The 23,347-nt window shown below is 60.2% G+C and carries 15 protein-coding genes and 1 tRNA gene; 9 read left to right on the top strand and 7 right to left on the bottom strand.

Annotation, left to right across the window (positions count from 1 at the left end):
- Window positions 1-22 precede the first annotated feature (22 nt).
- From E4021_RS09490 to E4021_RS09460, 7 genes are all read left to right on the top strand, one after another.
- Complete coding sequence (locus E4021_RS09490) at window positions 23-2,737, top strand: T9SS type A sorting domain-containing protein (RefSeq protein WP_136458762.1); 2,715 nt, start codon at window positions 23-25, stop codon at window positions 2,735-2,737.
- Between the two features lie 317 nt (window positions 2,738-3,054).
- Window positions 3,055-5,748: a T9SS type A sorting domain-containing protein gene (locus E4021_RS09485; RefSeq protein WP_136458760.1), complete on the top strand. Its 2,694-nt coding sequence runs from the start codon at window positions 3,055-3,057 to the stop codon at window positions 5,746-5,748.
- Window positions 5,749-5,867: 119 nt separating this feature from the next.
- Window positions 5,868-8,021, top strand: a complete 2,154-nt coding sequence (rpsA, locus tag E4021_RS09480) for a 30S ribosomal protein S1 (RefSeq protein ID WP_136458758.1) — start codon at window positions 5,868-5,870, stop codon at window positions 8,019-8,021.
- 73 nt (window positions 8,022-8,094) lie between these two features.
- Window positions 8,095-9,027 carry a GYDIA family GHMP kinase gene (locus tag E4021_RS09475; RefSeq protein WP_136458756.1) on the top strand — a complete coding sequence of 311 codons (933 nt, stop codon included), beginning with the start codon at window positions 8,095-8,097 and terminating at the stop codon, window positions 9,025-9,027.
- On the top strand, window positions 9,024-9,755 hold the full coding sequence (locus E4021_RS09470; protein ID WP_136458754.1) for a ferredoxin--NADP reductase: 732 nt from the start codon (window positions 9,024-9,026) through the stop codon (window positions 9,753-9,755). The genes E4021_RS09475 and E4021_RS09470 overlap by 4 nt, the downstream gene beginning before the upstream one ends.
- A 22-nt stretch (window positions 9,756-9,777) precedes the next feature.
- A tRNA-Ile gene (locus E4021_RS09465) sits at window positions 9,778-9,850 on the top strand.
- A gap of 151 nt (window positions 9,851-10,001) precedes the next feature.
- A complete protein-coding gene (locus E4021_RS09460; RefSeq protein ID WP_136458752.1) occupies window positions 10,002-10,217 on the top strand; it encodes a hypothetical protein in 216 nt (71 codons plus the stop codon).
- Window positions 10,218-10,221: 4 nt separating this feature from the next.
- Here E4021_RS09460 and E4021_RS09455 read toward each other — a convergent pair whose 3' ends face one another.
- From E4021_RS09455 to E4021_RS09445, 3 genes are all read right to left on the bottom strand, one after another.
- Complete coding sequence (locus tag E4021_RS09455) at window positions 10,222-11,025, bottom strand: 3'-5' exonuclease (RefSeq protein WP_136458750.1); 804 nt, start codon at window positions 11,023-11,025, stop codon at window positions 10,222-10,224.
- Between the two features lie 77 nt (window positions 11,026-11,102).
- A complete protein-coding gene (locus E4021_RS09450) occupies window positions 11,103-12,098 on the bottom strand; it encodes a glycosyltransferase family 4 protein (protein ID WP_136458748.1) in 996 nt (331 codons plus the stop codon).
- Window positions 12,099-12,107: 9 nt separating this feature from the next.
- Window positions 12,108-14,558 carry a DUF3536 domain-containing protein gene (locus E4021_RS09445; protein WP_136458746.1) on the bottom strand — a complete coding sequence of 817 codons (2,451 nt, stop codon included), beginning with the start codon at window positions 14,556-14,558 and terminating at the stop codon, window positions 12,108-12,110.
- Between the two features lie 342 nt (window positions 14,559-14,900).
- Here E4021_RS09445 and E4021_RS09440 point away from each other — a divergent pair, with 342 nt between their 5' ends.
- Complete coding sequence (locus E4021_RS09440) at window positions 14,901-15,506, top strand: superoxide dismutase (RefSeq protein WP_136458744.1); 606 nt, start codon at window positions 14,901-14,903, stop codon at window positions 15,504-15,506.
- Between the two features lie 81 nt (window positions 15,507-15,587).
- Here the strand turns inward: E4021_RS09440 and E4021_RS09435 are convergent, their stop codons facing one another.
- The 4 genes from E4021_RS09435 to E4021_RS09420 form a co-directional block, all read right to left on the bottom strand.
- On the bottom strand, window positions 15,588-16,322 hold the full coding sequence (locus E4021_RS09435) for a hypothetical protein (protein WP_136458742.1): 735 nt from the start codon (window positions 16,320-16,322) through the stop codon (window positions 15,588-15,590).
- 299 nt (window positions 16,323-16,621) lie between these two features.
- On the bottom strand, window positions 16,622-17,506 hold the full coding sequence (locus tag E4021_RS09430) for an NAD kinase (protein ID WP_136458740.1): 885 nt from the start codon (window positions 17,504-17,506) through the stop codon (window positions 16,622-16,624).
- A gap of 324 nt (window positions 17,507-17,830) precedes the next feature.
- Window positions 17,831-19,231 carry a BamA/TamA family outer membrane protein gene (locus E4021_RS09425; RefSeq protein WP_136458738.1) on the bottom strand — a complete coding sequence of 467 codons (1,401 nt, stop codon included), beginning with the start codon at window positions 19,229-19,231 and terminating at the stop codon, window positions 17,831-17,833.
- Window positions 19,232-19,315: 84 nt separating this feature from the next.
- Complete coding sequence (locus E4021_RS09420; protein WP_136458736.1) at window positions 19,316-20,200, bottom strand: DMT family transporter; 885 nt, start codon at window positions 20,198-20,200, stop codon at window positions 19,316-19,318.
- 93 nt (window positions 20,201-20,293) lie between these two features.
- Between E4021_RS09420 and E4021_RS09415 the strand changes: the two genes are divergently transcribed.
- On the top strand, window positions 20,294-23,338 hold the full coding sequence (locus tag E4021_RS09415; RefSeq protein ID WP_168797544.1) for a PVC-type heme-binding CxxCH protein: 3,045 nt from the start codon (window positions 20,294-20,296) through the stop codon (window positions 23,336-23,338).
- The last annotated feature ends 9 nt before the right edge of the window (window positions 23,339-23,347 follow it).

The raw sequence follows: 23,347 nt of genomic DNA, 5'->3' as shown, positions 1-23,347 counted from the left end.
TGAACTAACCATTACCCAAATCATGAGAGCATTACCCAATCCGGGGCGCCCCGCGCCCGCCGGGGCTATGGCCCTGTGTCTGTTATTGTTCTTCTGCGGATCGTTATCCGCCCAATACGGGCAAATTCCCGAGGCCTTTTCTCAGCGGTACCTTTACGAACCCGAATGCGAGGCGGTAGGAACCGGCCTGGCGGTCATGCAGGACACGACCGCCACCAGCGACGAGTACCTGGTGCCAAACGGAGCGGTATTCCCCGAAAGTGCGCCAGGCGATGACCCGAATGATTACGTGCGCCTCCACTTTAACCCCCAGTCGGATGCCGCCGGCGAATACGATTTTGAGCCCTATTTCCGGGTGCGACAGACCGCCCCCGGCCCCGTGTCCCTGTGGCTGCGGACCAACGGCGGCGAATGGACGTTGCGCACCTACTCCACCGCCTACGCCCGCATTGCTGACGGGGGATGGACCTGGGTACCCGACGTACTCGTGCACGACGAAGAAAACGTCCTCGGACTGCAGGGCGATACCCTCCTGACGCTGGACGTGGCCTTCACCCGCACCGACCAGCAACTCGACCAGGTGTACCTGGAATCCGTAAATTTTTATAGTTATTATTACTCCGCGCTGCGCCCCTTCGAATATGACCTGCCGGGGACCAACTGCCCGGACTTCACCAACCTTCCGCCGGTGGCGATGCTTGAGTTGGGGAGTGAAGTGATTGTCAGTGTGAACACCAACGTTTTCAACCTCAACGCCGCAAAATCCTACGACCCCGACGGGGTGATAGTGCACTATGATTTTCGTGCCTCAACGGGCGAACTTGATTATGATTACTTTAACCCAGGTGAACCCACGATTCTTTGGCGATACGGATATGGTGTATCCAGTACCTCAGTGACGGTATATGACTTTTACGGGGCCAACGATAAGGATACCTCCCTCTGGAAAATAGTGCATCGTGATTATGATGAGGGGTATGGCCCGTATTACCGCATAAACGTGCAGTGCGCGGATGCAGGAAGTAATTGGACGCTGAAGCCCGATCCGAGTATTCCAGGCGGTGCGATCGCAGTTGCCCCCTCAAAATCGTCCGTCAGTGAGGTACCAGAAGATGTGCCGGCCAATAAATTGCGTTTCGTAATTCCTGATGTTCCCGAGTCAGTCAACTATTCTACCAACAACTACTATGCCCTCGGTGTATTCTCCCTGCCGGAGCCAGAAGGAAACTGCCTGTGGATCAATACCAACGGTACGGGATGGCACCGATGGGAAGTGATAGAGGACGTGTCTATACAGCTGGGAATCAATCTGGTACCCGGTGATAACGTCATCGAATTGGCCTATTGCAGTCCCGATCTAGAGGTGAGATTTTTGAACTTTAGCCCGGCTATCGGTATGAACTATCCCTATACGATATATAGGGGCCTCGACCCCTCGAGCAAAGTCGCCGATGTCACCTGCGATGAACCCCTGGCCTCCGAATTCTGGCTCGAAGCCGAATGCGCCGATTACGGCGGGCAGTGGGCGCTGCGCAACGCCCCCGACGCATCCCGCGGTGGCTACCTCGTCGTCGACGGTCCTAATGCCTACTCCTCCCCGCCGGCGGATGAGCCCGCCAACTACGTGCGCTTCTCGGTGCACATCGCCGCCGCCGGTGCCTATTACCTGCAGGCCCGCATCAATGCCCCCAGTAACCTCGACGATTCCTACTACGTGCGGATCAACGAAGGGCCTTGGCACGCCTGGAAGTCGGGCATCCGCCAGCGCGCCGGCTTCCGCTGGAACCTGTTCCCCGGCGGGCCCCTGACACTCGACGCCGGCCACAACACTATTGACTTTGCCTACCGGGAAGACGGCACCGAGCTCGACAAAATCTACCTCGGACCCACCGCGGACCCGATCAATGGTGCCGGAGCGGAGGACCCCGACTGCGAGCTTGAACCCCTGCAGCCCATCGCCCAGTGGCATGAGGCGGAGTGCGCGCCCCACGGCGCAGCGTGGACGCACCAGCCGGACGCCGAGGCCAGCAACGGGGCCTACCTCGTAGCTCTGGACGATAACTCCCTATCCACCGTGCCGCCGGCCGTGCCGGATAACCTCGTCACCTTCCACGTCGACGTCCCCGCCACCGGACAGGGCCAGCAACTCTTCGTTTACGGCCGCATCGCCGCCGCCGCTCCCGACGACGATTCCTTCTGGGTGCGCCTCAACGGTGGTGAGTGGTACGCCTGGAAGACCCTGCGGCACGCGCCGGGAACCTTCAAATGGAACCGCCTGCCCTTCCAGCTCCCCGCTACCCCTTCGACCCGGCACACGATCGAGTTTGCCTACCGGGAGGACGGGACGTGGCTGGATGGGATTTACGTCACTTCCCTGGACGAGACCCCGGACGTCTCATCGCTGCCCCCGGACGAATCCTGCGGACCGGAAGCCTTAACCCTATCTGGTTCTTCCCTTAACACGGCGCAACCGACAAGCGCGCCCGCTGCCGAGATCAGTCTCTACCCCAACCCTGTACTGGACGAGCTCACCATCGAACTCGATAACGAATTCGCCGGCCGCGTCTTCGGCAAGGTCTTCGACGCCGCGGGCCGGCGGCTGCGCGGCCTACAATTTGAGAAGGAGGCTGGAACGCTACGCGTCAGCCTTCCGGTCACCGACCTGGCACCCGGCGTGTACCGCCTGCAGCTGGTGGCCGGCGACCGGCGCTGGGTAAAAACTTTCCTGCGGCTGTAGTGGGCAGTTGCTTGGATAATTAGCGCGTATCCCCGCCGGCCCGGGCCGGCGGGGATACGCCTGTTTCATTGCCTAACGAACCGCCTTGAGGCAACAGCCCTGCAGTTATTTCGAGGGATAATTCCGAAAGTGCAGACCCGATCCGGCTACCTATGGAACCTTCTATTTTTCAGCCCCCCTAGGAGAAGGTCAAATCAGGTACATGAAATGAAATAAAACCGGCATATTAGTGGAGGGCGCGGCCCAGTTGGAGGGACTATTTCCCGAAAGGTGGGAAACCTTTTTGAATGATCCTTATAAACAACATAAACGCCACTATGCAACACCGCTTCACTCGATTGTGCCGACTGGTCATTTTTGGCCGCGGCTTGTTCATCATCATCCTGTGTTCCACCGCTGTGGCCGCCCAGTCCGGCCTCGCACCGGAACCCGTCCCTGACTTCGTGGCCCGCCGTTTCCTTTACGAACCCGAATGCGAGCAGGTCGGCAGCGCGCTCAACATTGTCGACGATACAACGGCTTCCAGCGGACAATACCTGGCCGCTACCTCAACCGTGTTTCCCACCGACGCGCCGGGGGAAGAGGCCGCGCACTACGTGCGCCTGCACTTCAGTCCCTACCCCAGCAGATACCCCCCGGAAGACTACCTCCCCTACTTCCGGATCCGCGAGGGTGGAACCGGTCACACATCGCTATGGCTGCGCGCCAATGGCGGCACGTGGCAATTGCGCACATTTCCTGCCGAGCACCCCACGACTGCCGATGCCGCAGGGTGGAAATGGGTATATGACGACGCCGCGGTGGCCGGTCTGGGGTTGAACGGTGACACGCTGAAATCGCTCGATATCGCCTTCACCCACCCCGACCAGCAACTCGATGAGGTATACCTGGAAGATCCCGGTATAACCTCCCGACAATATCTCCCCCTGCCCTTCGATGCCCGGCTGGAAGGAACGAACTGCCCTGATTTTGTTAACATTCCGCCGGTGGCGATCCTGGATCCGGGCGAGGAAAACATGACCAAGGAACCGTATCCGTCTTTTTCTACCAGTGCGAGCGACTCGTACGATCCCGACGGATTTATCGTGAGCTACGATTTCACTTCCGCTGGTTTCGGGGATTATGATCCGGCTGAACCGTATTTCAGATTTACGTTTGATAACCGTCAGGATCAGGAAGTAGCCGTTACGGTGTACGATTGGTACGGCGCGTCCGGCCGCGATACCAGCCTTTGGCGGATTTTTCCCGGCGACCTGTACACCAGCAACCGGCCATACTACCGCTTGGGCAGTGCTTGCGCCCAGGCGGGTGATTACTGGAGCCTCTCCGCCGAACCCGCAAGTGAGTACGGCCCGTCCGCAATCGGCGGAACGGCCGCATCAACGGAAAGCCCTCCCGACGATTTGCCTGAGCATCAACTGCGCTACGTCATTCGCGACGTACCTGCGGCCGACTTTGATGAATATTACTCACGATACTATTTGGGAGGAGTATTTACCCTGCCCAGTCCCGAGGACAATTGTGTATGGGTTAATATTAACGAGACGGGTTGGGTCAAATGGACGGTCATTCAGGAATATTCGTACTTCAACCAATTCGCCTTCGACCTGCAAGAAGGTGACAATACCATCCGCCTGGCTTACTGTAGTCCGGAACTGCAAGTCAACTACCTAGTACTGAGTCCGGACACTGGGTACCCCAGTTTCTTTAATCCCGACTATCTATACCCCCATAGGGTAATTGATCTTACGTGCCCGGATGCCTCCGAGTATTGGCTCGAAGCCGAATGCGCCGATTACGGCGGGCAGTGGGTGCTGCGCAACGCCCCCGACGCGTCCCGCAGTGGCTACCTCGTCGTCGACGGTCCTAACGCCTACTCCTCCCCGCCGGCGGATGAGCCCGCCAACTACGTGCGCTTCTCGGTGCACAACGCCGCCGCCGGTGCCTATTACCTGCAGGCCCGCATCAACGCCCCGAGCAACCTCGACGATTCCTACTACGTGCGGATCAACGAAGGGCCCTGGCACGCCTGGAAGTCGGGCATCCGCCAGCGCGCCGGCTTCCACTGGAACCTGTTCCCCGGCGGGCCCCTGACACTCGACGCCGGCCACAACACTATCGATTTCGCCTACCGGGAAGACGGCACCGAGCTCGACAAAATCTACCTCGGACCCACCACGGACCCGATCAATGGTACCGGAGCGGAGGACCCCGACTGCGAGCTTGAACCCCTGCAGCCCATCGCCCAGTGGCATGAGGCGGAGTGCGCACCCCACGGCGCAGCGTGGACGCACCAGCCGGACGCCGAGGCCAGCAACGGGGCCTACCTCGTAGCCCTGGACGATAACTCCCTATCCACCGTGCCGCCGGCCGTGCCGGATAACCTCGTCACCTTCCACGTCGACGTCCCCGCCACCGGGCAGGGCCAGCAACTCTTCGTTTACGGCCGCATCGCCGCCGCCGCTCCCGACGACGATTCCTTCTGGGTGCGCCTCAACGGTGGTGAGTGGTACGCCTGGAAGACCCTGCGGCACGGTCCCGGAATCTTCAAATGGAACCGCCTGCCCTTCCAGCTCCCCGCTACCCCCTCCACCCGGCACACGATCGAGTTCGCCTACCGGGAGGACGGGACGTGGCTGGACGGGATCTACGTCACTTCCTTGGACGAGACTCCTGACGTTTCTTCGCTGCCGTCGGACGACACTTGCGGATCGGACGACGTGGCATCCGCTGCCCCCGCTCGGCTGACGGTAGCGCCCGCTACCCAAGTCAGTCTTTACCCCAATCCGGTGCTGGACGAGCTCACCATCGAACTCGATAACGAATATGCCGGCCGCGTCTTCGGCGAGGTGTTTGACGCCGCGGGCCGGCGACTGCGCGACCTACAATATGAGAAGGAGGCTGGAACGCTGCGCGTCAGCCTTCCGGTGGCCGACCTGGCACCCGGCGTGTACCGCCTGCAGCTGGTGGCCGGCGACCGGCGCTGGGTAAAAACTTTCCTGCGGCTGTAGCTTTTCCCGACCGTTAAAAAGTCGTATCTTTGCGCCTCCTAAGCCATACCCTGGCTTGGGAGGGGAAAAGCCGCCCCCGAAGCGGCCCGACTGTTTAACTTTACTAAACCTATCACGTCATGCAAGTAGACGATGATAAGGACCCGCAAAAAGACGGGACCGAAGAGACCTCCACCGATAACATTACGCCGGAGGCAACCGAATCCATCGAAGCACAAGCTACCCCCGACACCGAGGAAGTGACCCCCGAGATCACCGAGACCCAGTCGAAGATCAAGCCCGGCCCCGAAGCCACGGACGAAGACGTAGCCCAGGCCACTGAAGACGCCGAGGAAAGCCTCGACGAGGATGAGGACGAAGACGACGACAAGCGCAGCGCCAAGGTGATCCGCAAGGAATCAACCCGCGTAGCCGTAGCCCTCACCGAGGAGGTGAAGGAAGAAGCCGTAGAAATCGACGAAGCCGACACCAGCGGAGCCACCGGTTCTGCCCACGACGCTTTCGCCTGGGACGCGATCGCCAAGATCGACAACCGCTACTCCAAGGAGGAGCGGGAAGCCATGGAGAAGGAGTACGAGGCCTCGATGACCAACATCCAGGAAGCCGAGATCATGTCGGCCAAGGTATCGGCCATCATCGACGGCGACGTTATCCTCGACCTGAACTACAAGAGCGACGGCCTGCTGCCCCTCTCTGAATTCCGCGACCAGGACATCGAGGTGGGCACCACCGTAGAAGTCTACGTGGAACAGCAGGAAGACGACCGCGGCCAGCTCGTACTCAGCCGCCGCAAGGCCAAGCTGCTGCGCGCCTGGGACCGCATCCGCGATTCCTACGCCAACGGCACCGTTATCAACGGCAAGGTAATCAGCAAGACCAAGGGCGGCCTCATCGCCGACTGCGGCGGACTGGAGACCTTCCTGCCCGGCTCGCAGATCGACATCAAGCCGATCGTCGACTACGATGCCTACGTAGGCAAGACCATGGAATTCAAGGTGGTCAAGATCAACGAGACCATCAAGAACGCCGTAGTTTCCCACAAGGCCCTCATCGAGAGCGACCTGGCCGAGCAGCGCGAAGCCATCATCGCCAGCCTCGAGCGCGGTCAGGTGCTGGAAGGTATCGTTAAGAACATCACCGACTTCGGGGCATTCCTCGATCTGGGTGGCGTCGACGGCCTCCTCTACATCACCGACATCAGCTGGGGACGCATCAACCACCCCAGCGACGTGCTGGAGCTCAACCAGAAGGTCAACGTTGCCGTACTCGACTTCGACGAGAACAAGAAGCGGATCAGCCTCGGCCTCAAGCAACTGCAGCCCCACCCCTGGGAAGTACTGGACGACAACATCACCGAAGGCAGCACCGTCGAAGGCCGCGTAGTCAACATCGAAGACTACGGCGCATTCCTCGAGATCATGCCGGGCGTAGAGGGTCTGGTACACGTAAGCGAAGTAAGCTGGAGCAACCAGCCCATCAACGCTCGCGAGTACTTCACCGTCGGCGAAACCCGCAACGCCAAGGTGGTCACGATCGACCGCGACGACCGCAAGATGTCGCTGTCCATCAAGCAGATGCAGCAGGATCCCTGGGACAACATCTACGAGAACTTCAGCGTGGGCACCCGCCACACGGGCAAGGTCAAGAACCTCACCCCCTACGGTGTATTCGTTGAACTCAACGACGGCATCGGCGGCATGATCCACATCAGCGACCTTTCCTGGACTAAGCGCTTCGGTCACCCGAGCGAGTTTACCAAGGTAGGCGAAGACATCGACGTAGTCGTACTCGAAGTAGACGAGCACAACCGCAAGATGTCGCTGGGTCACAAGCAACTCGAAGAGAACCCCTGGGACAGCTTCGAGTCGGTATTCCCCGAAGGCAGCTACCACGAGGCCACCGTACTCCGCAAGGACGACCGCGGCGCCATCGTACAGATGCCCTACGGTCTGGAAGCCTACGCGCCGATCAAGCTCATGCGCAAGGAAGACGGCAGCATCGCTGAAGTAGACGAAACCCTGACCGTAAAGGTCATCGAGTTCGACCGCGATCAGAAGAAGCTGATGGTCAGCCACAGCCGCTACGTCAACGACATCCGCCGCGAAGCCAAGGACACCGTAGTACGCGAGCGCCGCGAGGAGCGCGAGACCACCCGCAAGGCGGTCAAGCAAACCAACTCCAGCAACGAGCGTTCGACCCTCGGCGACCTTTCCGCCTTCGAGCAGCTGCGCGAGCAACTCAACAACGAAAACGAGGACGACGACGAAAAGTAGGTCGCTCCGAATCGTATGACTGAATAAAGGCCACGCTACCTCGGTAGGGTGGCCTTTTTACATTACCCCACCTATGCATCACGAACGGGAATTTTACGGCCACGGCAAACTGCTCCTGCTGGGCGAATACTTCGTCCTCGACGGCGCCACCGCCCTGGCCGTCCCCACCCGGCGCGGACAGCGCTTCCGGGTTACGCCCCGCCCTTCCGATTCCGCCGGCACCCTGGAATGGACTATGGAAGTGGCCGGCGACCCTTCCGCCCACCGCCGCTTCGCCTTCACACCGGACGAATGGCGGGCGGCGCCCACCGATGAAGATCCCGTGCGCCACCGCCTCCTCCAGCTCTTCCACGTCGCCGAACAGCTTCTCCCCGGGGCCACCCGCAAACTGGCCGATACCCAAATCACCACGACCCTCGAATTCGACCCGGCCTGGGGTCTCGGCAGCAGTTCCACCCTGGTATGGTTCCTCAGCGAATGGCTTGGCGTAAACGCGTACGAGTTGCTCGAGCGCACCTTCGGCGGCAGCGGTTACGACCTGGCCTGCGCCGGAGCCGAAGGCCCCCTCCTGTATTCCCGCAACGGCAGCCGGCCCACGGTAACGGAGCTGGACTGGCGGCCCGAGTGGCTGGAAAGTACCTGCTTCGTCTACCGCAACCGCAAACAGAACAGCCGGGAAGCCCTCCAACGCTACGCCACCATCGACATCGACGTGGAGACGATCTGGGAAGCGGGCCAAATGTCGCGGCTTTTTCTCCAGGCCCCGCACCTGCGCGCCGCCGCCCGCGTGGCCACGGCCTACGAACGCCTTATCGCGGACGAACTGGGGCTGACGCCCGTGCAGGAGGAGCACTTCCGCGACTTCGACGGTACAGTCAAAAGCCTGGGGGCCTGGGGGGGAGACTTCGTCTGGGCCATCAGCGAGGCGCCCCTGGAAAATACCCGCGCCTACTTCAACGAGCGCGGCTACCCCACCGTTATCCCCTACAACGATATGGTACTATGAGTAAATGGAAGGAAGCGATCGTCACCCGCATCGAGCAACGTAGCCCCACGGTGCGCAGCTTCTGGCTGGAACTGCCCGACCGCGAGCGGCTCGAGTTCCGGCCCGGACAGTTCCTTACCCTCGACCTGCCGATCAGTGACCGCCGCCGTGATCGCTGGCGCAGCTACTCCATCGCCTCGGCTCCGAACGGGGGCAACCAGGCCGAACTCTGCGTGGTCCACCTCCCGGGCGGCAAGGGGAGCACCTACCTCTTCGAGGAAGCGACCGTAGGTACCCAGCTGCTGACCAAGGAACCCGGCGGTGTATTTACCCTACCGGAACGGCCGCTCGACTACGACGTAGTGATGGTGTGTACCGGCACGGGCATTGCCCCCTTCCGGTCCATGCTGCAGGAGCGGCTCGACCGCGAAACCCGCCGCTTCCACCTCATCTTCGGTTGCCGCCGACCTGAAGATCTGCTTTACCGCGATGAATTGGAGGAACTCGCGCGCCGCCACCCCCATTTCACCTATACGGCCACCCTCAGTCGGGAAATGCCCCAGGACAAGCCCCCTTTTGAGGTGCTTTCGGGCTACGTGCATCAGGTGTACGAGCGCGATTACGCCACCCCGCGGGAAGACGTTCGCTTCTACCTCTGCGGCTGGAGCCAGATGGTGGATGAGGCCCGCGATCGCCTGCTGAAACTCGGGTATTCCGAGCAGCAAGTCATTTTGGAGCTGTACGGATAGCGTGCTATCTTTGCGCGCTTTCGGGCCCATAGCTCAGTGGTTAGAGCAGCGGACTCATAATCCGTTGGTCGTAGGTTCAAATCCTACTGGGCCCACTTTTTCAGCGGGGAATTACGGCGGAGAACTGTCGTAATTCCCCGTTTTGCTTTTCGCTTCTGCCGCGGACGCGGGTGCCGTATTCCGGCCCGGGCGCAGCGAACCTCGGTTGCCGACCTCAGGTTGAGGAAACAAGAAAAACCCTCGACCATGCAATTCAATCACAAGCCTTCACGCTACCGGATTTTTGACGCGAAAACCCAGCAGCCCATCCTGGCCGCCGACGGCGACAAGGACAAGAAAGCTCCCACAGCCACCCCCAAGAAGAACGTCGACGATCAGGATGACGACGACCTCAAGAACGTAGACAGCAGCAAGGGAGGATACGGCCACGGCTCTGGCTTCGATAAGGACGAGCTGGCCTAGTACCCTATCGTTTGCGGCGCTCCTCGTCAATGGCCCGCACCAGGGCCTTCACTTCGGTAGTGAAATCCTTATCCAGTATCCACTTCAGGTAGCTGGGCTCCTTCGCGAACACGTCCGCGACGGGTTGCCCCGCGTGTTTGCCGAAGTTGAAGGTAGGCACGCCATTGGGTCCGCGCTTGATGCGGCGCGTGGCGTCCAGGAAGCGGTCGTCGCGACAGAATTCCGCCACGGAGTCAATGTCGGTAAAGGGCTCGATCACCTCCCCGTCCTCACGCGTATAGGTGGCTCCGGCGTAATGCTTTAGTTGCCCGCGGAAGACGTCGACCGTCGCGCGCACGTCCGCCAGCGCATCGTGGGCATCCGTCATTTCCTTACCCGCGTAGAACTTCAGGGCCGCGCTCAACGTGCGGGGCTCCATCTGGTAAAAGATGTGCTGGGCGTCGATCAGGCGGCGGCTACCGGTATCCAGAAAATATCCGGCACGGTAGAATTCCTCCTGCAGCAGGGGCACGTCGTAGCGGTTGGAATTGTATCCGCCCAGGTCCGCGTCCCCGATGAATTCGTAGAGGCGCGGGGCCACTTCCTGAAAGGTGGGCGCGCCTGCTACGTCGTCGTTGGTCAGCCCGTGGATCGAGGAGGCTTCCGTACTGATGGGAATGGTGGGGTTGATCTTCATTTCCAGTTCCTCGGCGGGCCGACCGTCGGCGAACAACTTGATGAGCGCGATCTGTACGATGCGGTCGCGGGTCAGGTTGAGTCCGGTAGCTTCAAGGTCGAAAAAGACGAGGTCGTTGGGAAGTTTCAGCATTGCAAAAGATTAGGAACGGCAATGCTACGAATCGAAACCATAAGCAAAGCACGGGAATGAAATAAAAGAAGGGCCGGTCACCGCCGGTTGAGGATCCGCCGGTAAAGTTCTTCGTAACCGGAAATCATGGTTTCCAGGTGAAAGTTACGCTCGCTGTGGGCGCGACAGTGGCGGCGCTGCAGCCGGGCGGCGGCGTTCATGGCGGTCACCAAGGCAGTAACGTCCCGCTTTTCGACAAGTTGCCCCACCCCCTCGTAGAGGAGTTCGGTAGCCGCCCCGCTCCCAAAACCGGCCACTGGCGTACCGCAGGCCAGCATCTCGGGAATGACCAGTCCGAAAGGCTCGTCCCACACGGAGGTAAACAGGCCTACCCCTGCCCCGCCCATCAGCCGCGCCAGTTCCGTTCCCGAAAGCGATCCATGGTATCGAATGCGATCGTTCAAGTATGGTGATACCTCCCGCGCGAAGTAAGCTTGATCGTGGATGGGCCCCGCCAGGTCAAGCGCGTAGCCCGCCTGAGAGGCCGCGGCAATGGCGTATTCGGTCCCTTTCTCCGGACTGATCCGGCCCGACCATACCGCTCTACGGGGTTCCCCCTGCGGAGAAAAAGGCCAGGCTTGCGGGTCAATACCGTTGTAGATGATGGTGGAGCGCCCGGTATAGGGGGCCCACAGCCGCTGCATGAAGGCGCTGACCGTCACGAAGTGGAGCCGGTCGGACCACCTCCCCACTCGCGCAGCCAATCGCAGGGCCCGGTACGGTGGGGTATGCAGGGTGGTGACCACCGGGCAATTCATCCGCCAGGCCGTCAGTACCGGCAGGTAATCCAGACTGTTGTTGTGAACGATGTCGAATCCGCCCGCACGCAGTTGTCGTAAGGCCGCGGCGTAGCCACCGGTTATGGGCAGCAGGCGTACCCCCTCGGGCGCATCCGATCCGGGGCGGGCGAGCAGGGTGACGGAATGCCCCCGGGCTGCCATACCCCGTACCAACTGGGCCGTATGCCGCTCCTGGCCACCGGCGTAGGGCTCCCGGACGGGAAAGGCGAAGGGGGCGAGGACGGCAATTTTCATCTTGTTCCGTTATCCCCGCATCCCCGCGGGTACCAGCACGGGCTGGAACGCTACGAATCCGAGCTGAATATCCAGTTGCCGGGCGAAAGCCAGCCCGGCCTCCAGTTGAGCGGCGGACAGGGTTTTTACGTAAGCGGGCGTCCAGCCTTCGATGAAGATCGTCTGCGCCCGGTAGAAGTTGGGCCTGAGGCCCAGACTGCGGAGGCCTTCCACAAGTTGGTGCGTCCACGTCCATAGCTGGGGGCTGTCGAAGGATTTGGATACCAGCAGGTGGACGCGCTGCTCGGCGGCGTTGTCCAGCTTGGCGGTGTCTTTCCATTCGTGTTCCCAGTGCAGGTAATCGGTCACGATGCGGTGCAGGCGGGCGCGGTCGGGTTGGCTGTCCCCGGTCAGCAGATCAAGCAGCCGCCGGTGCATGGTGAAGTTGATGGCGGCCAGGTAGCTGTCGGGGAGCGGCAGGTCATTGGCCCGCATGGTGCTCATCAACTGGTAATTGTCGTAATAAACGTCGGAGAAGCTGGATGCCGCAATCTCAAGGGTACGTTCGGTCATCTCCAGCAGGATTTTGCGCTTCTCGTCGCGGAACAGATGCCAGATCGAGAAGCTTTGCCCGGAGAAGTTGTCCTTCATCAGATTGATCACCTCACTGACGTGGCCTACCCGGAACTGCCGTTCGAGCTCGGGCAGCAGGGCGTCAAAGTCGCGCATGTCCATATCCTGCGATATCTCGCCGATCATGGCCTGCTGGCCCAGGTAGAGCACGGCGAAGCTGAAGTTGGAGCTGCTGGAGGTGATGTTGGAAAGGATCGTCATGCGTCCCACCGACAGGCGGAAGGCACCGGCGCGCAGTTGCTTGAGGCTATGAATCTGGCTACGGTAGTTGAAGAGTTCGAGATCCGCGGGCCGATCCTCAAAGAGGCTCGCGGCGGCGAAGTGCATACCCACCCGCAGCAGGCCCACGCGGGCGGGGATTACCGACTCCCGGTAGGCCACGGCGGCGTTAGGCAGTACGTTGCTTTCCACCTTCTCGAGCCGGGCGATAAAGTCCGGGTGATAGTTTTTGCCCGTCAGTACCTCACACAGGTGGATGGCCCGGTTGGCGTACTGCAGCACCTGCAGGGTTTCGATCCCGCTTACTTCGTTGAAGAACCAGGCGCAACTGGTGTACATCAGCATGGCGTGGCGTTGCATTTCCAGCAACCGGAGCATGCGGATTTTCTGTCGGGGGGTGATCTCCCGGCTTTTGGCCCACTGCGTCAGGAAGGCATCGGTGCGGCCGCCGGAACGATCCAGTACCAGCTCAATGTAAGCGTCGCGGGCCCGCCAGCAGTCGGTAAACATAAGGCTACCCTCCCGCTCGAACACTCCGGCGAGACGATCGCGCACCTCGTCCAGGGCTTCGCGCAATGGCGCGCGCCAGCGCTGGTGCCAGCCGGGTTCACCGCCCGTCTCGCAGCCGCAGTCGCTGCGCCACCGTTCCACGCCGTGTACGCACGACCAGGAACTGTTCTCGTGAATGCGGGCCTCCCAGGTCGGGGGATGCAGTTCCAGGAACTCGCCGTAATTGGTCAGGCGCACGTTCGGGTTGCGGTCGATCTCTTCCAGGCAGGCCGCCAGGGCCATTTCACCCTTGGCGTGGTGGTGGCCATAGCTCTCGCCGTCGGTAGCAATGTGGGCCAGCTGGACTTCATCGTTCGCGTCCAGGCTGTCGGTCAGTTTATTGGCCAGGTAACGGCCGTCGTTGAGCAATCCTTCGAAGGCGACCGCCTTGGCCACGTCGCCGTCGTAGAAGAACAGGGCGATCGAGTTTCCGCTCGGCAGCACGCAGCGGTAGGGCCGTCGGGGGTCGACGCCGCCGTGTACTTCATGCCACTCATCGGTCTCCGTGGGGCGAACCGCCTGGCATTGCCGCGGGGCAAGTACCGTATAGGTGATGCCGCAGGCGACCAGGTCTTCCAGGCACTCCGTACTGACGGCGGTTTCGGCCAGCCACATTCCCTCGGGCTTGCGGCCGAAACGGTGTTCAAAATCAGCAATGCCCCACTTGATCTGCGTGATCCGGTCACGGGCATTAGCCAGCGGCATGATGATGTGGTTGTAGCTCTGGGCGAGTGCCGATCCGTGTCCGTTGAAACGCCGGCGGCTCTTCGCGTCCGCCTCCTGGATGCGGCGATAGGTGGCCGGGTCGTGCTGCTCCAGCCAGGAGAGCAGGGTCGGACCCATATTCCAACTGATGCGCGCGTAATTGTTGGAGATCTCCCGGATATGCTGCTCGTCGTTGAGCACGCGGGCGGTGGCGTTGGGTGCGTAGCACTCTTCGTTGATGCGCTCGTTCCAGTCGTGGAAGGGGGCGGCGCTGTCCTGGATCTCGATGGTCTCCAACCAGGCATTTTCCCGGGGGGGCTGGTAAAAATGACCGTGAATACAAACGAATTTGATTGGGGCACTGGCTGGGATCATGGTTCAAAATTACGGCAACAGCCTGTTTAAATGTGAAAGCGAATGCGTCCGAAGCCCGACGCCCGGGCATACGAACCTGGGCGGTTGGGATTGGGTTAGATAAAAAAAACTAACACCCGTCGACCGGGTAAAGTAACGCAAGAATGAAACGCGACCTGGTAAGGATGGGGTTTTGGCTTACACTGACCTATTTACTTCTTTACTTCATATTTACGATCTAGCCGGGATCAGGTACATTGATACTCAACCCCGGAAACATTGCCACGTTCACACCGTGGGACGCTGCACCTGCGCGCCCGCCCTGTAACGGGGCTTTTTTGTTTACTTATAAATCATACTACTATGTTTACCCTTCCCGATTTACCCTACCCTTCGAATGCACTGGAACCGCACATTGATGCCCGTACGATGGAAATCCACCACGGCAAGCACCATGCCGGCTACACCAGTAAGTTAAACGCCGCCCTTGAGGGATCCGATATGGCCGGCAAGGATATCGAAGAAATTTTGTCGAAGGTCAGCTCGGCGGGAGCGGGCGTCCGTAACAACGGCGGCGGTTTCTACAATCACAGCCTTTTCTGGTCCGTCATGAGTCCGAACGGTGGCGGAAAGCCCAGCGGAGAACTCGCCAGCGCGATCGATAAGGCTTTCGGCAGCTACGATGCTTTCAAGGAGAAGTTCTCCAGCGCCGCTGCCGGACAATTCGGCTCCGGCTGGGCCTGGCTGATCGTAAAGAACGATGGCAAGCTGGCCGTCACCTCCACCCCCAACCAGGATAACCCCCTGATGGACGTGGTGAGCGAGCGCGGCACGCCGATCCTCGGCCTCGACGTTTGGGAGCATGCCTACTACCTGAACTACCAGAACCGCCGCACCGACTACGTAGATGCCTTCTTCGAGGTCATCAACTGGGACGAAGTAAGCGAGCGCTACCGCGCTGCCCGCTAGGTTCCAGCACTCGGTAGAGTAAATAGAAAACCGCCGCCCGGATTTCCGAGCGGCGGTTTTTTTGGTATCAGAACCGCTGGACTATTCCTGCATGGCCTGGCGGGCGGATTCCCGGTAGGACTCCATGCGGTCGCTGTCGGCGTTGCGGTAGCGGGGGCCACACTTCTGCAGTACGTCCTTCATATCGTCGTCGGAAAGATTAGCGAATTGCTCGATGCTGGTCACGCCGGCTTCCTCGAATCGCTTGGCCATGGTAACTCCCACGCCGCTGATCTTGGTGAGTTCGCTCTCCGGGCCCTTGGTGGAGGGGCGGCCGCGGCGGCCGGTGCTCTTGCGCTTGGTGGCCGACCCTGACTTGCGGGCGGACTTGGCGGCGCCGGTGGTTTTGCGGGGACGACCGCGGCGGGGCTTCGGCGTGGTCTTCTCAGCGGCGGCTTCGCTTACGGAATCGGGGGCGTCGCTTACCGCCTCGGCCATTTCAGCGGCGGTTGCCCTGGTGGTGTTATCGCTGGTCGATGACTGAGCATCCTTCTTCTTTCCGCCGCGGCGGCCACCCGAGCGCTTCGGAGTCGAGGGCTTGGGCGTGGTTTCGAGGGGGGCGGCGGTGGAATCCACTACCATATCCTGCTGCCGCTGTATCACCTGCAGCTGCTGCTCCAGGCTGGCGACCTTCTGCTCGAGGCTCTTGATCTTTGCCTTCGAGCTTTTAATTTTCTTCTTATTCTTTTTTTGGGATTGGGTACCTTCAATAAACGCCTCCTGCGCCGCTTCAAAGCGTGCGAGTACCGCGCGTAATTCTTTTTTAAGACTTGCCATTATAAAATCTGTTTAGAGTGAATAGATCGGTTACCGCCCGGGATCGGACAAGATCATAGGTAAGTAGCGCATGGGTAGCAGGTGATTGATCTTGGCCGGACCTAACGTACTGGGGAATATGCCGGCGAGTATCTTGTGCCGCTCCAATCAGGGTGGGCAGCCAAAGGAAAGTGTTTTGTACATCAATTTAGCCACTAACGGCCAACTTTATAAATGCTATAATAACCAATTACCCCAAATGTTCTCGGGGCTACTGCAAATATATAGTTCTCACACGAAATTAACCAATTATAACTATTTCAGTGGTTGCGGCGGTCTTCTCCCCAATTCAATTTCCCCCGCAGGGTATCCATAAAGGTTATATCCGGCAACTTTACCAGATCGATCCCGAAGTCGTTTTTCCGCACGGCGAGTTCGTGTACCGCGGTTACCGTTTCAAATCGGCTGTCGAGCGTCGACAAAAAGTTATCGGCCCGCCCTTCAATTTGAAAGCTGATCACGGCATCGTCGCTGATGACGATGGGGCGTACGTTGAGGTTGTGGGGGGCTACGGGGGTCACGACAAAGTTGCCGCTGCCGGGAAAGATGATCGGTCCGCCGCAACTGAGGCTATACCCCGTGCTGCCGGTGGGCGTGGCTACGATGATCCCGTCGGCCCAGTAACTGTTCAGGTAAGCGCCGTTGATATAGGTATGGATGGTGATCATGGACGAGGTGTCCCGCTTGAGCAGCGTGAAGTCATTCAATGCGTATGGCGTATCCCCAAAAATCGGAAGATTACTTTCCAGGTACAGCATATCGCGTTTCTCCGTTTCAAAGCGCCCCCGCGCCAGTAAACGTAGCGCCTCGCGCATTTTCACCTTTTCCACCCGGGCCAGAAAACCCAGACGGCCGAGGTTTATCCCCAACACCGGTATGTGGTAATCCTTGATCATAAGGATAGCGCTGAGGATGGTACCGTCACCCCCCAGCGTGATCAACATATCGAATTTCTTGATCCGGAAGTCCAGGTGGCTCTCGAATATGCCTACGTCCTTGGTGAAGTGAATATGCTGGCGTATCTGTTCCAGGTACGGCCCGTAAACGTAGGTGGAGAAGTTCTCGGCGGCCAGCAGGTCGAACAGTTCCTGTACGTGCTCCCGGTCGGTCTCTTTGTATACCTGGCTGTAGATGACTACCTGCATAGTAGGGGCCGGCTTATAGGACGCCGGATGTACAAGGTTACGAAAAGTTAGGCGTGCCCGGCCTCTAAAGGTAGGTTCGCCCGGCCCTACCCTCCTATCCCACGTCGGAAATACAGCCGGCGAGCGCAGGTGCAATACATATCGTCCTTCCCGCACGGAATACGGACAAGGTATTGCTCAAAACCAAGTGAAGGGCTGCGGTTTTTCGCACTATATCTGATATTAAAGAAAATACTGCGATATGTTTTTTCAACATATCAATTTTGGATGTAATATTATCAATTTACAGGGGTTCCACCCTCTGCCGGAAACCAATATCATATTTTAAAAGCCCAGCATGAAATTCAGGTATATACCATCTTCCCCCAGGTGGTTCCGGTTGTACTGTATTCCGCCCACCATATCGTAGAAGAACACGAAATCAACGCTAGCCCCCATTCCGGTGAGGAGGTTGTTGTTCAGCCGGTTGGAGCTGTCGACAAAGGGTGCGTTGGCGATTCCCTGGTTGAACTGCAGCGACAGGAGTACCCGGATGGGGATATACCGGAAGGCGTCGATAAAGACCAGCTTGCCCAGATCCACCTTGGTGTTGAAGATCTCCCGCCGTACGCCGAGCCGCCAGATCAGCATATCCAGTCCGTCGACCACGTAGAATTGGTAGCCCGTAAGTCCGTTATTCCCGAAACCAATGGCCCGGTTCTCCAGAAAGGGTTGCCGGGTGCGAATGAGACTGTACTTTCCGGCTACCCCGTAATTGAAGGAGAATTTTTTACCGAAGGGTATAAAGCGCCGGTAGTCGGCGTGCACCTCCAGCCCGTCGCGCTCCCCGTAAATGCCCAAACCCTCCTTCGCGATACCGGCGGTAAAGAACATGCCTTTCCACGGGTAGTTGCGCACGTCACGCCGGTCGATCCGGAAGTCGTAACCCGCCCGGAAATACTTCTGGCGGACCCGCCCGCCGCCGTAGAAATCAGGATTCAGCACCCGCCCGATGGTATCGGCTACACGGGAGTAGCGCCAGCCCAGGTCGATGGAGTGGGAAACGTAGATCTTCCGCCGGTAAGAAAGAGAAAGCGTGGCCTGCGAGCGTTGGTAAACGAAGGCGTTGGGATCGAGATAAAATTCCTGCTGGTTGTTGCGCGTGAGGTAGTTCTGTTCCCGCCGCCGCAGGCTGCCGAAATTCACCTCCATACCGATCGACCCCTCCCGGTTCAGATAGGGAAAAGTATAACTTGCCTCCAGAGAACGGGTATAGCCCGTGGTGAACCCGAGTTTAAGTTTATCGCGCTGGCCGGTAAAATTGTAGTAATTCAGTTTGCCCCCGATATTCACCCGGTCGAGGGAGCGGTTCTGCTCCTCCCACCACACGTTGAAATTCCGGTCGGCCAGCGAAAACACCGGAACCGGATAGATGTACCAGGTTTCCCGCATCGTCACCGTGACAGTCGTATGCCCACTGGCTACCGCCGCCGTATCGTAGGCGATCTCGAGGCTCGCGAAAAGACCGGTATTCATCAGATTATTATAGCTGCGGCCCATGGCAAAGTCAAGGTCCTCAACCGCCAGTACATCGCCGCTGCCGAAGGTCATCTCCCGAAACACCACCCGTGGACGCGTCTTCTTGTGCCCTATGAGCAGCACCTCGTCGATCCGGACGGAATCCGCCGGCCCCGCCCAGCCGATAAGCGGCAACATGAGTAACAACAAGGCGGTATATAGCTTCATATAGAACGTTGGGTAAGGGAACATCGGGTTACCTGAGCCAGCACGACGCTAAGTACGCAATTCAAACGCGGAGCAACTGTCCCATTACTTGCGCTTGCTCAGAAATACGCCCACCAGCACCAGGACGATCGCCGGCATTTGCAGCAGGGCAAAGCGCTCATCGTCCAGCAGGCCCCAAAGCAGCGCCACCACCGGGATCAGGTAGCTCACCGTGCTGGCAAAGACTGCCCCGGTGCGCTGTACCAATCGAAAGAACACGAAACTGGCCAGGACGGTGCTGCCGACCGCCAAGATAGTAACGTATCCCAGTGCCCACCAGCCCGCCGTCCCGGCCTGGACGATCGTCGGGACCACCCCGCCCAGGGTGAAGGCATAGATCAGGGCGGGAAGGCCCACGGCAAAGAAACTGGTCACCGTAATGGTAAGGGAAGGTAGCTTCCGGAAGAAGTTGGCCACCAGGTTCGCCGAGGTGCCGTAACAAAAGCAGGCCGCGAGCACCAGTCCCGCGTAGGCCAGCTGCGTACTCTGCCCACCCTCGCCGGGCGTAACGTAGGCCAGCAGCACCGCCCCAAGCAGGCCCACCGTCAGCCCGATAACCTGCTCGCGTACCGGACGGGTACGGAAGATCAGCCACGCTACCAAAAAGGTACAGAGCGGATTGAGGCTGCTCAGCATTCCCGTCAGGCTACTGCTTAGGTGGGTCTGCGCAATAGGAAAAAGGAAAGAGGGAATGGCCGTCCCGGTGAGCCCTACGAGCAGCAGAACGGGCAGCTGCCGCAGGCTGATCCGCCGCAGGTGCGTAATGGCAAAGGGCGAGAGCGCCAGGGCCGAAAGCCCGAGGCGCAATACGGCGATCTGCTGCGCGCTGAACACCTCCAGTCCCCACTTGATCAGGATGTAACTCGTACCCCAGATCAGGCTCAGTCCGATCAGCGTAAGGAAGTCCAGCACCGTCGGTCGCTCCTGCATGCGGCGAAGGTACTACAGGCGCGGAAGGAACCGGTCGCCGCTTAACCCATGCAATTTCCTCCTATATTCCGACTCATTTCCAAGCCCGCTCCCATGCTGCGACCCCTACTGCTCTCTTCGCTCGTGCTGCTGTTGACCGCCTGCCAACCGGAGCCTACAGAAGAGGCCTCCATCGATTTTTCCACCCTGAGCGAAGCGGACAAGCGCCTGCCGGAGCACGCCGCGGCCTCTTTTACCCTACACCACGGACTCGGACTGCAAACCTTTGCCTCCGAACCCATGATGACCAATCCCACCAACCTCGACGTGGACGAACGGGGCCGGGTATGGATCTGCGAAGCCCAGAACTACCGCCGCTTCAACCACGACCACCCCGAACGTACGGCCGGCGACCGGATCCTGATCATGGAAGACCTGGACCAAGATGGCCGGGCCGATACCGCCAAGGTGTTTTACCAGGGCCCCGAAGTGAATGCCGCCCTGGGGATCGCCAAACTCGGCGACAAGGTGTACGTAGCCGCCAGCCCCAATCTGCTGGTATTTACCGATGCCGACGGCGACGATGTACCGGAGCATTTGGATACCCTCTTTACTGGGTTGTCGGGGGTCGACCACGATCACGGCGTACACGCCGTGGTGTTCGGACCCGACGGGAAACTGTACTTCAATTTCGGCAACGAAGGCAAACGCCTCCGCCTGAAGAACGGGGAACTTGCCCGCGACCTGCACGGACAGGTGGTGGAAGAAGGCAAGACCTTCCGGCAGGGCATGATCTTCCGTTGCAACCCCGACGGTTCAGAACTCGAGATCATGGGCCACAACTTCCGCAACAACTTCGAAGTGGCCCTAGACCCCTTTGGCCGGATGTGGCAAAGCGACAACGACGACGACGGCAACGAAGGCACCCGGATCAACTACGTGATGGATTACGGCAATTACGGCTACCACGACGAGATCACCGGCGCAGCCTGGCAGCAGGCCCGCGTGGGCATGGACCCCGAGATCCCCAAACGCCACTGGCACCTTAACGACCCCGGGGTGGTGCCCAACCTCCTCCAGACCGGCAGCGGCTCGCCCACGGGTATCCTGGTGTACGAAGGTGAATCCCTGCCGGAAGTATTCCACGGCCAGATGATCCACTGCGAACCCGGCCATAATGTGGTTCGCTCCTACCCCGTCACCCCGGACGGGTCCGGATACGCCGCCCGCATCGTCAACCTGATGAAAAGCGAGGACCAGTGGTTCCGCCCCAGCGACGTCTGTACCGCCCCGGACGGCTCGCTCTTCGTATCCGACTGGTACGACAGCGGAGTAGGCGGACACCTGATGGCGGATATTGAGCGCGGACGGGTGTACCGCCTCTACGGAAGTGGCGCCGAAAAATATCAGGTCACGCCTCCCAACCTCAAGACGCCCGACGGCGCCCTGGCCGCCCTGAACCACCCCAACCAGGCCACGCGCCACCTGGCCTATCGCTACCTGGCCGACACCCCGGAAGCGGACAATGCCCTCCGGGCCGCCCTGTCCGACCGTTCCACCCCACCCCGCACCCGCGCCCGCGCCGCCTGGGTACTGGCCGAAAGAAACGACGGGATGGAACAAGTGGCCCCCCTGCTCTGGAACAGCGACAACCGGGAGCTGCAAGAGCTGGCGCTCCGCATGGCCCGGCAATACCCCGGCGCCAACCACGAGCAGTTGCTGACCCTCATCGAACAGGCCACAAGCACCGACAATCCCGCCCTGCTGCGGGAGGCCGCCCTCGGACTCCGCTACCTCAACAGCGAAAAGGCCAATGCCCTCTTCGCCCGCCTGGCCAACCGGTACACGGGCAACGACCGCTGGTACCTGGAAGCCCTGGGCATCGCTTCCGATCGCTACCCCAGCGAGCGCTACGCGGCCTGGCTGGCCACCGAGCCGGATCTGGCGCAATCGCCCGCCCGCGACCTCGTCTGGCGCAGCCGCGCCCCGGAAGCGATCGACACCTACGAACGTTATCTCCAAGACGCGGAAAGCCCGGCCGAAATGGCCCGCTTCTTTCGGGCCCTTCATTTTCAGGCACCCGAAGCGGCGGAGCCGGTCATCGAGCGGGCAATCTTCAACGAAAACCATCCCCGCCGGCAGGAAATGGTCCGCTACGCCCTGGCCAGCCTGGATCCTGATCGACTTCAGAACAACCGCCGGCTCCAGCAGCGCGTAAGGGAGATCATGCCCGAACTACGCGGCAGCGACGTTTGGCTGATGGTGGCCGACAACGCGAAACTGAAGAGCGAGGCACCGGTACTGTTGGATTCCGCCCTGGTGAGCGCGGACAACAGTTTCCGTGAGCGCGCCGCCCAGATCGCCTACGGCCTGAGCGGTCCGGAATACTACCTGCAACGCTACCGCAAGGCCGACGCTACCGAGCAGACACGGCTGGTCGATCTCGCACGGTACCTCCAGCACGGCCCGATCATCGAGTGGCTCAAGGAACTGCGCACCGACGCCACGGCGCCAACCGCCCTGCGGCAAACCGCCACGCGAAGCCTGGCCAATATGTGGAACGGCATGGCATTCCTGCTCGCGGAAATCAGGGCCGACACCGCCGCCTCCGACGACAGCCGCTACGTAGCCCGCGTGCTGACCCAGGCCTGGCGGTCGGACATCCGCGAAGGGGCCATCTCCTGGCTCGGTGAGCACCGCACGGGTGAGGAAGTCGACCTCAACGCCATTGCCCGCATGGAAGGTGACCCGGGCCGTGGCGGAGGGGTCTTCACCGAATACTGCGCCGCCTGCCACCAGGTGAACGGGCAGGGGGTACGCTTCGGACCCAAGCTCGATCACATCGGGGAAAAACTCGACGCCGGCGGGTTGCTCGCCGCAATCGCCTATCCCAGCCAGGGTATTGGCTTCGGTTACGAAGGCTACGCCTTCACCCTGGCCGACGGCAGCCAGCTCGTGGGATACATCGAGAGCCAAACCGAGGACCAGCTTACCGTGCGCATGATGGGCGGGGTTAGCCGCGTGCTCGAAAAGTCCGCCATCCAGGAACGCCAGCCCCTCGGCGAAAGCCTGATGACGGAAGGCCTGCACACCATAATGGAGGAACAGGAACTGGCCGACCTGCTCGCCTACCTACAGGGCTTACAGGCCATTAAATAATAAGAAGGA

It is taken from the genome of Neolewinella litorea, assembly GCF_004803465.1.
GTDB classification, from domain to species: Bacteria; Bacteroidota; Bacteroidia; order Chitinophagales; family Saprospiraceae; genus Neolewinella; species Neolewinella litorea.
This window is presented reverse-complemented; position numbering and strand designations above follow the sequence as displayed.

Excerpts from the sequence above, each read along its gene's own strand:
- E4021_RS09490 (WP_136458762.1), top strand. The coding sequence starts at position 23 with ATGAGAGCATTACCCAATCCGGGGCGCCCCGCGCCCGCCGGGGCTATG.
- E4021_RS09485 (WP_136458760.1), top strand. The coding sequence starts at position 3,055 with ATGCAACACCGCTTCACTCGATTGTGCCGACTGGTCATTTTTGGCCGC.
- rpsA (WP_136458758.1), top strand. The coding sequence starts at position 5,868 with ATGCAAGTAGACGATGATAAGGACCCGCAAAAAGACGGGACCGAAGAG.
- E4021_RS09475 (WP_136458756.1), top strand. The coding sequence starts at position 8,095 with ATGCATCACGAACGGGAATTTTACGGCCACGGCAAACTGCTCCTGCTG.
- E4021_RS09470 (WP_136458754.1), top strand. The coding sequence starts at position 9,024 with ATGAGTAAATGGAAGGAAGCGATCGTCACCCGCATCGAGCAACGTAGC.
- E4021_RS09460 (WP_136458752.1), top strand. The coding sequence starts at position 10,002 with ATGCAATTCAATCACAAGCCTTCACGCTACCGGATTTTTGACGCGAAA.
- E4021_RS09455 (WP_136458750.1), bottom strand. The coding sequence starts at position 11,025 with ATGCTGAAACTTCCCAACGACCTCGTCTTTTTCGACCTTGAAGCTACC.
- E4021_RS09450 (WP_136458748.1), bottom strand. The coding sequence starts at position 12,098 with ATGAAAATTGCCGTCCTCGCCCCCTTCGCCTTTCCCGTCCGGGAGCCC.
- E4021_RS09445 (WP_136458746.1), bottom strand. The coding sequence starts at position 14,558 with ATGATCCCAGCCAGTGCCCCAATCAAATTCGTTTGTATTCACGGTCAT.
- E4021_RS09440 (WP_136458744.1), top strand. The coding sequence starts at position 14,901 with ATGTTTACCCTTCCCGATTTACCCTACCCTTCGAATGCACTGGAACCG.
- E4021_RS09435 (WP_136458742.1), bottom strand. The coding sequence starts at position 16,322 with ATGGCAAGTCTTAAAAAAGAATTACGCGCGGTACTCGCACGCTTTGAA.
- E4021_RS09430 (WP_136458740.1), bottom strand. The coding sequence starts at position 17,506 with ATGCAGGTAGTCATCTACAGCCAGGTATACAAAGAGACCGACCGGGAG.
- E4021_RS09425 (WP_136458738.1), bottom strand. The coding sequence starts at position 19,231 with ATGAAGCTATATACCGCCTTGTTGTTACTCATGTTGCCGCTTATCGGC.
- E4021_RS09420 (WP_136458736.1), bottom strand. The coding sequence starts at position 20,200 with ATGCAGGAGCGACCGACGGTGCTGGACTTCCTTACGCTGATCGGACTG.
- E4021_RS09415 (WP_168797544.1), top strand. The coding sequence starts at position 20,294 with ATGCTGCGACCCCTACTGCTCTCTTCGCTCGTGCTGCTGTTGACCGCC.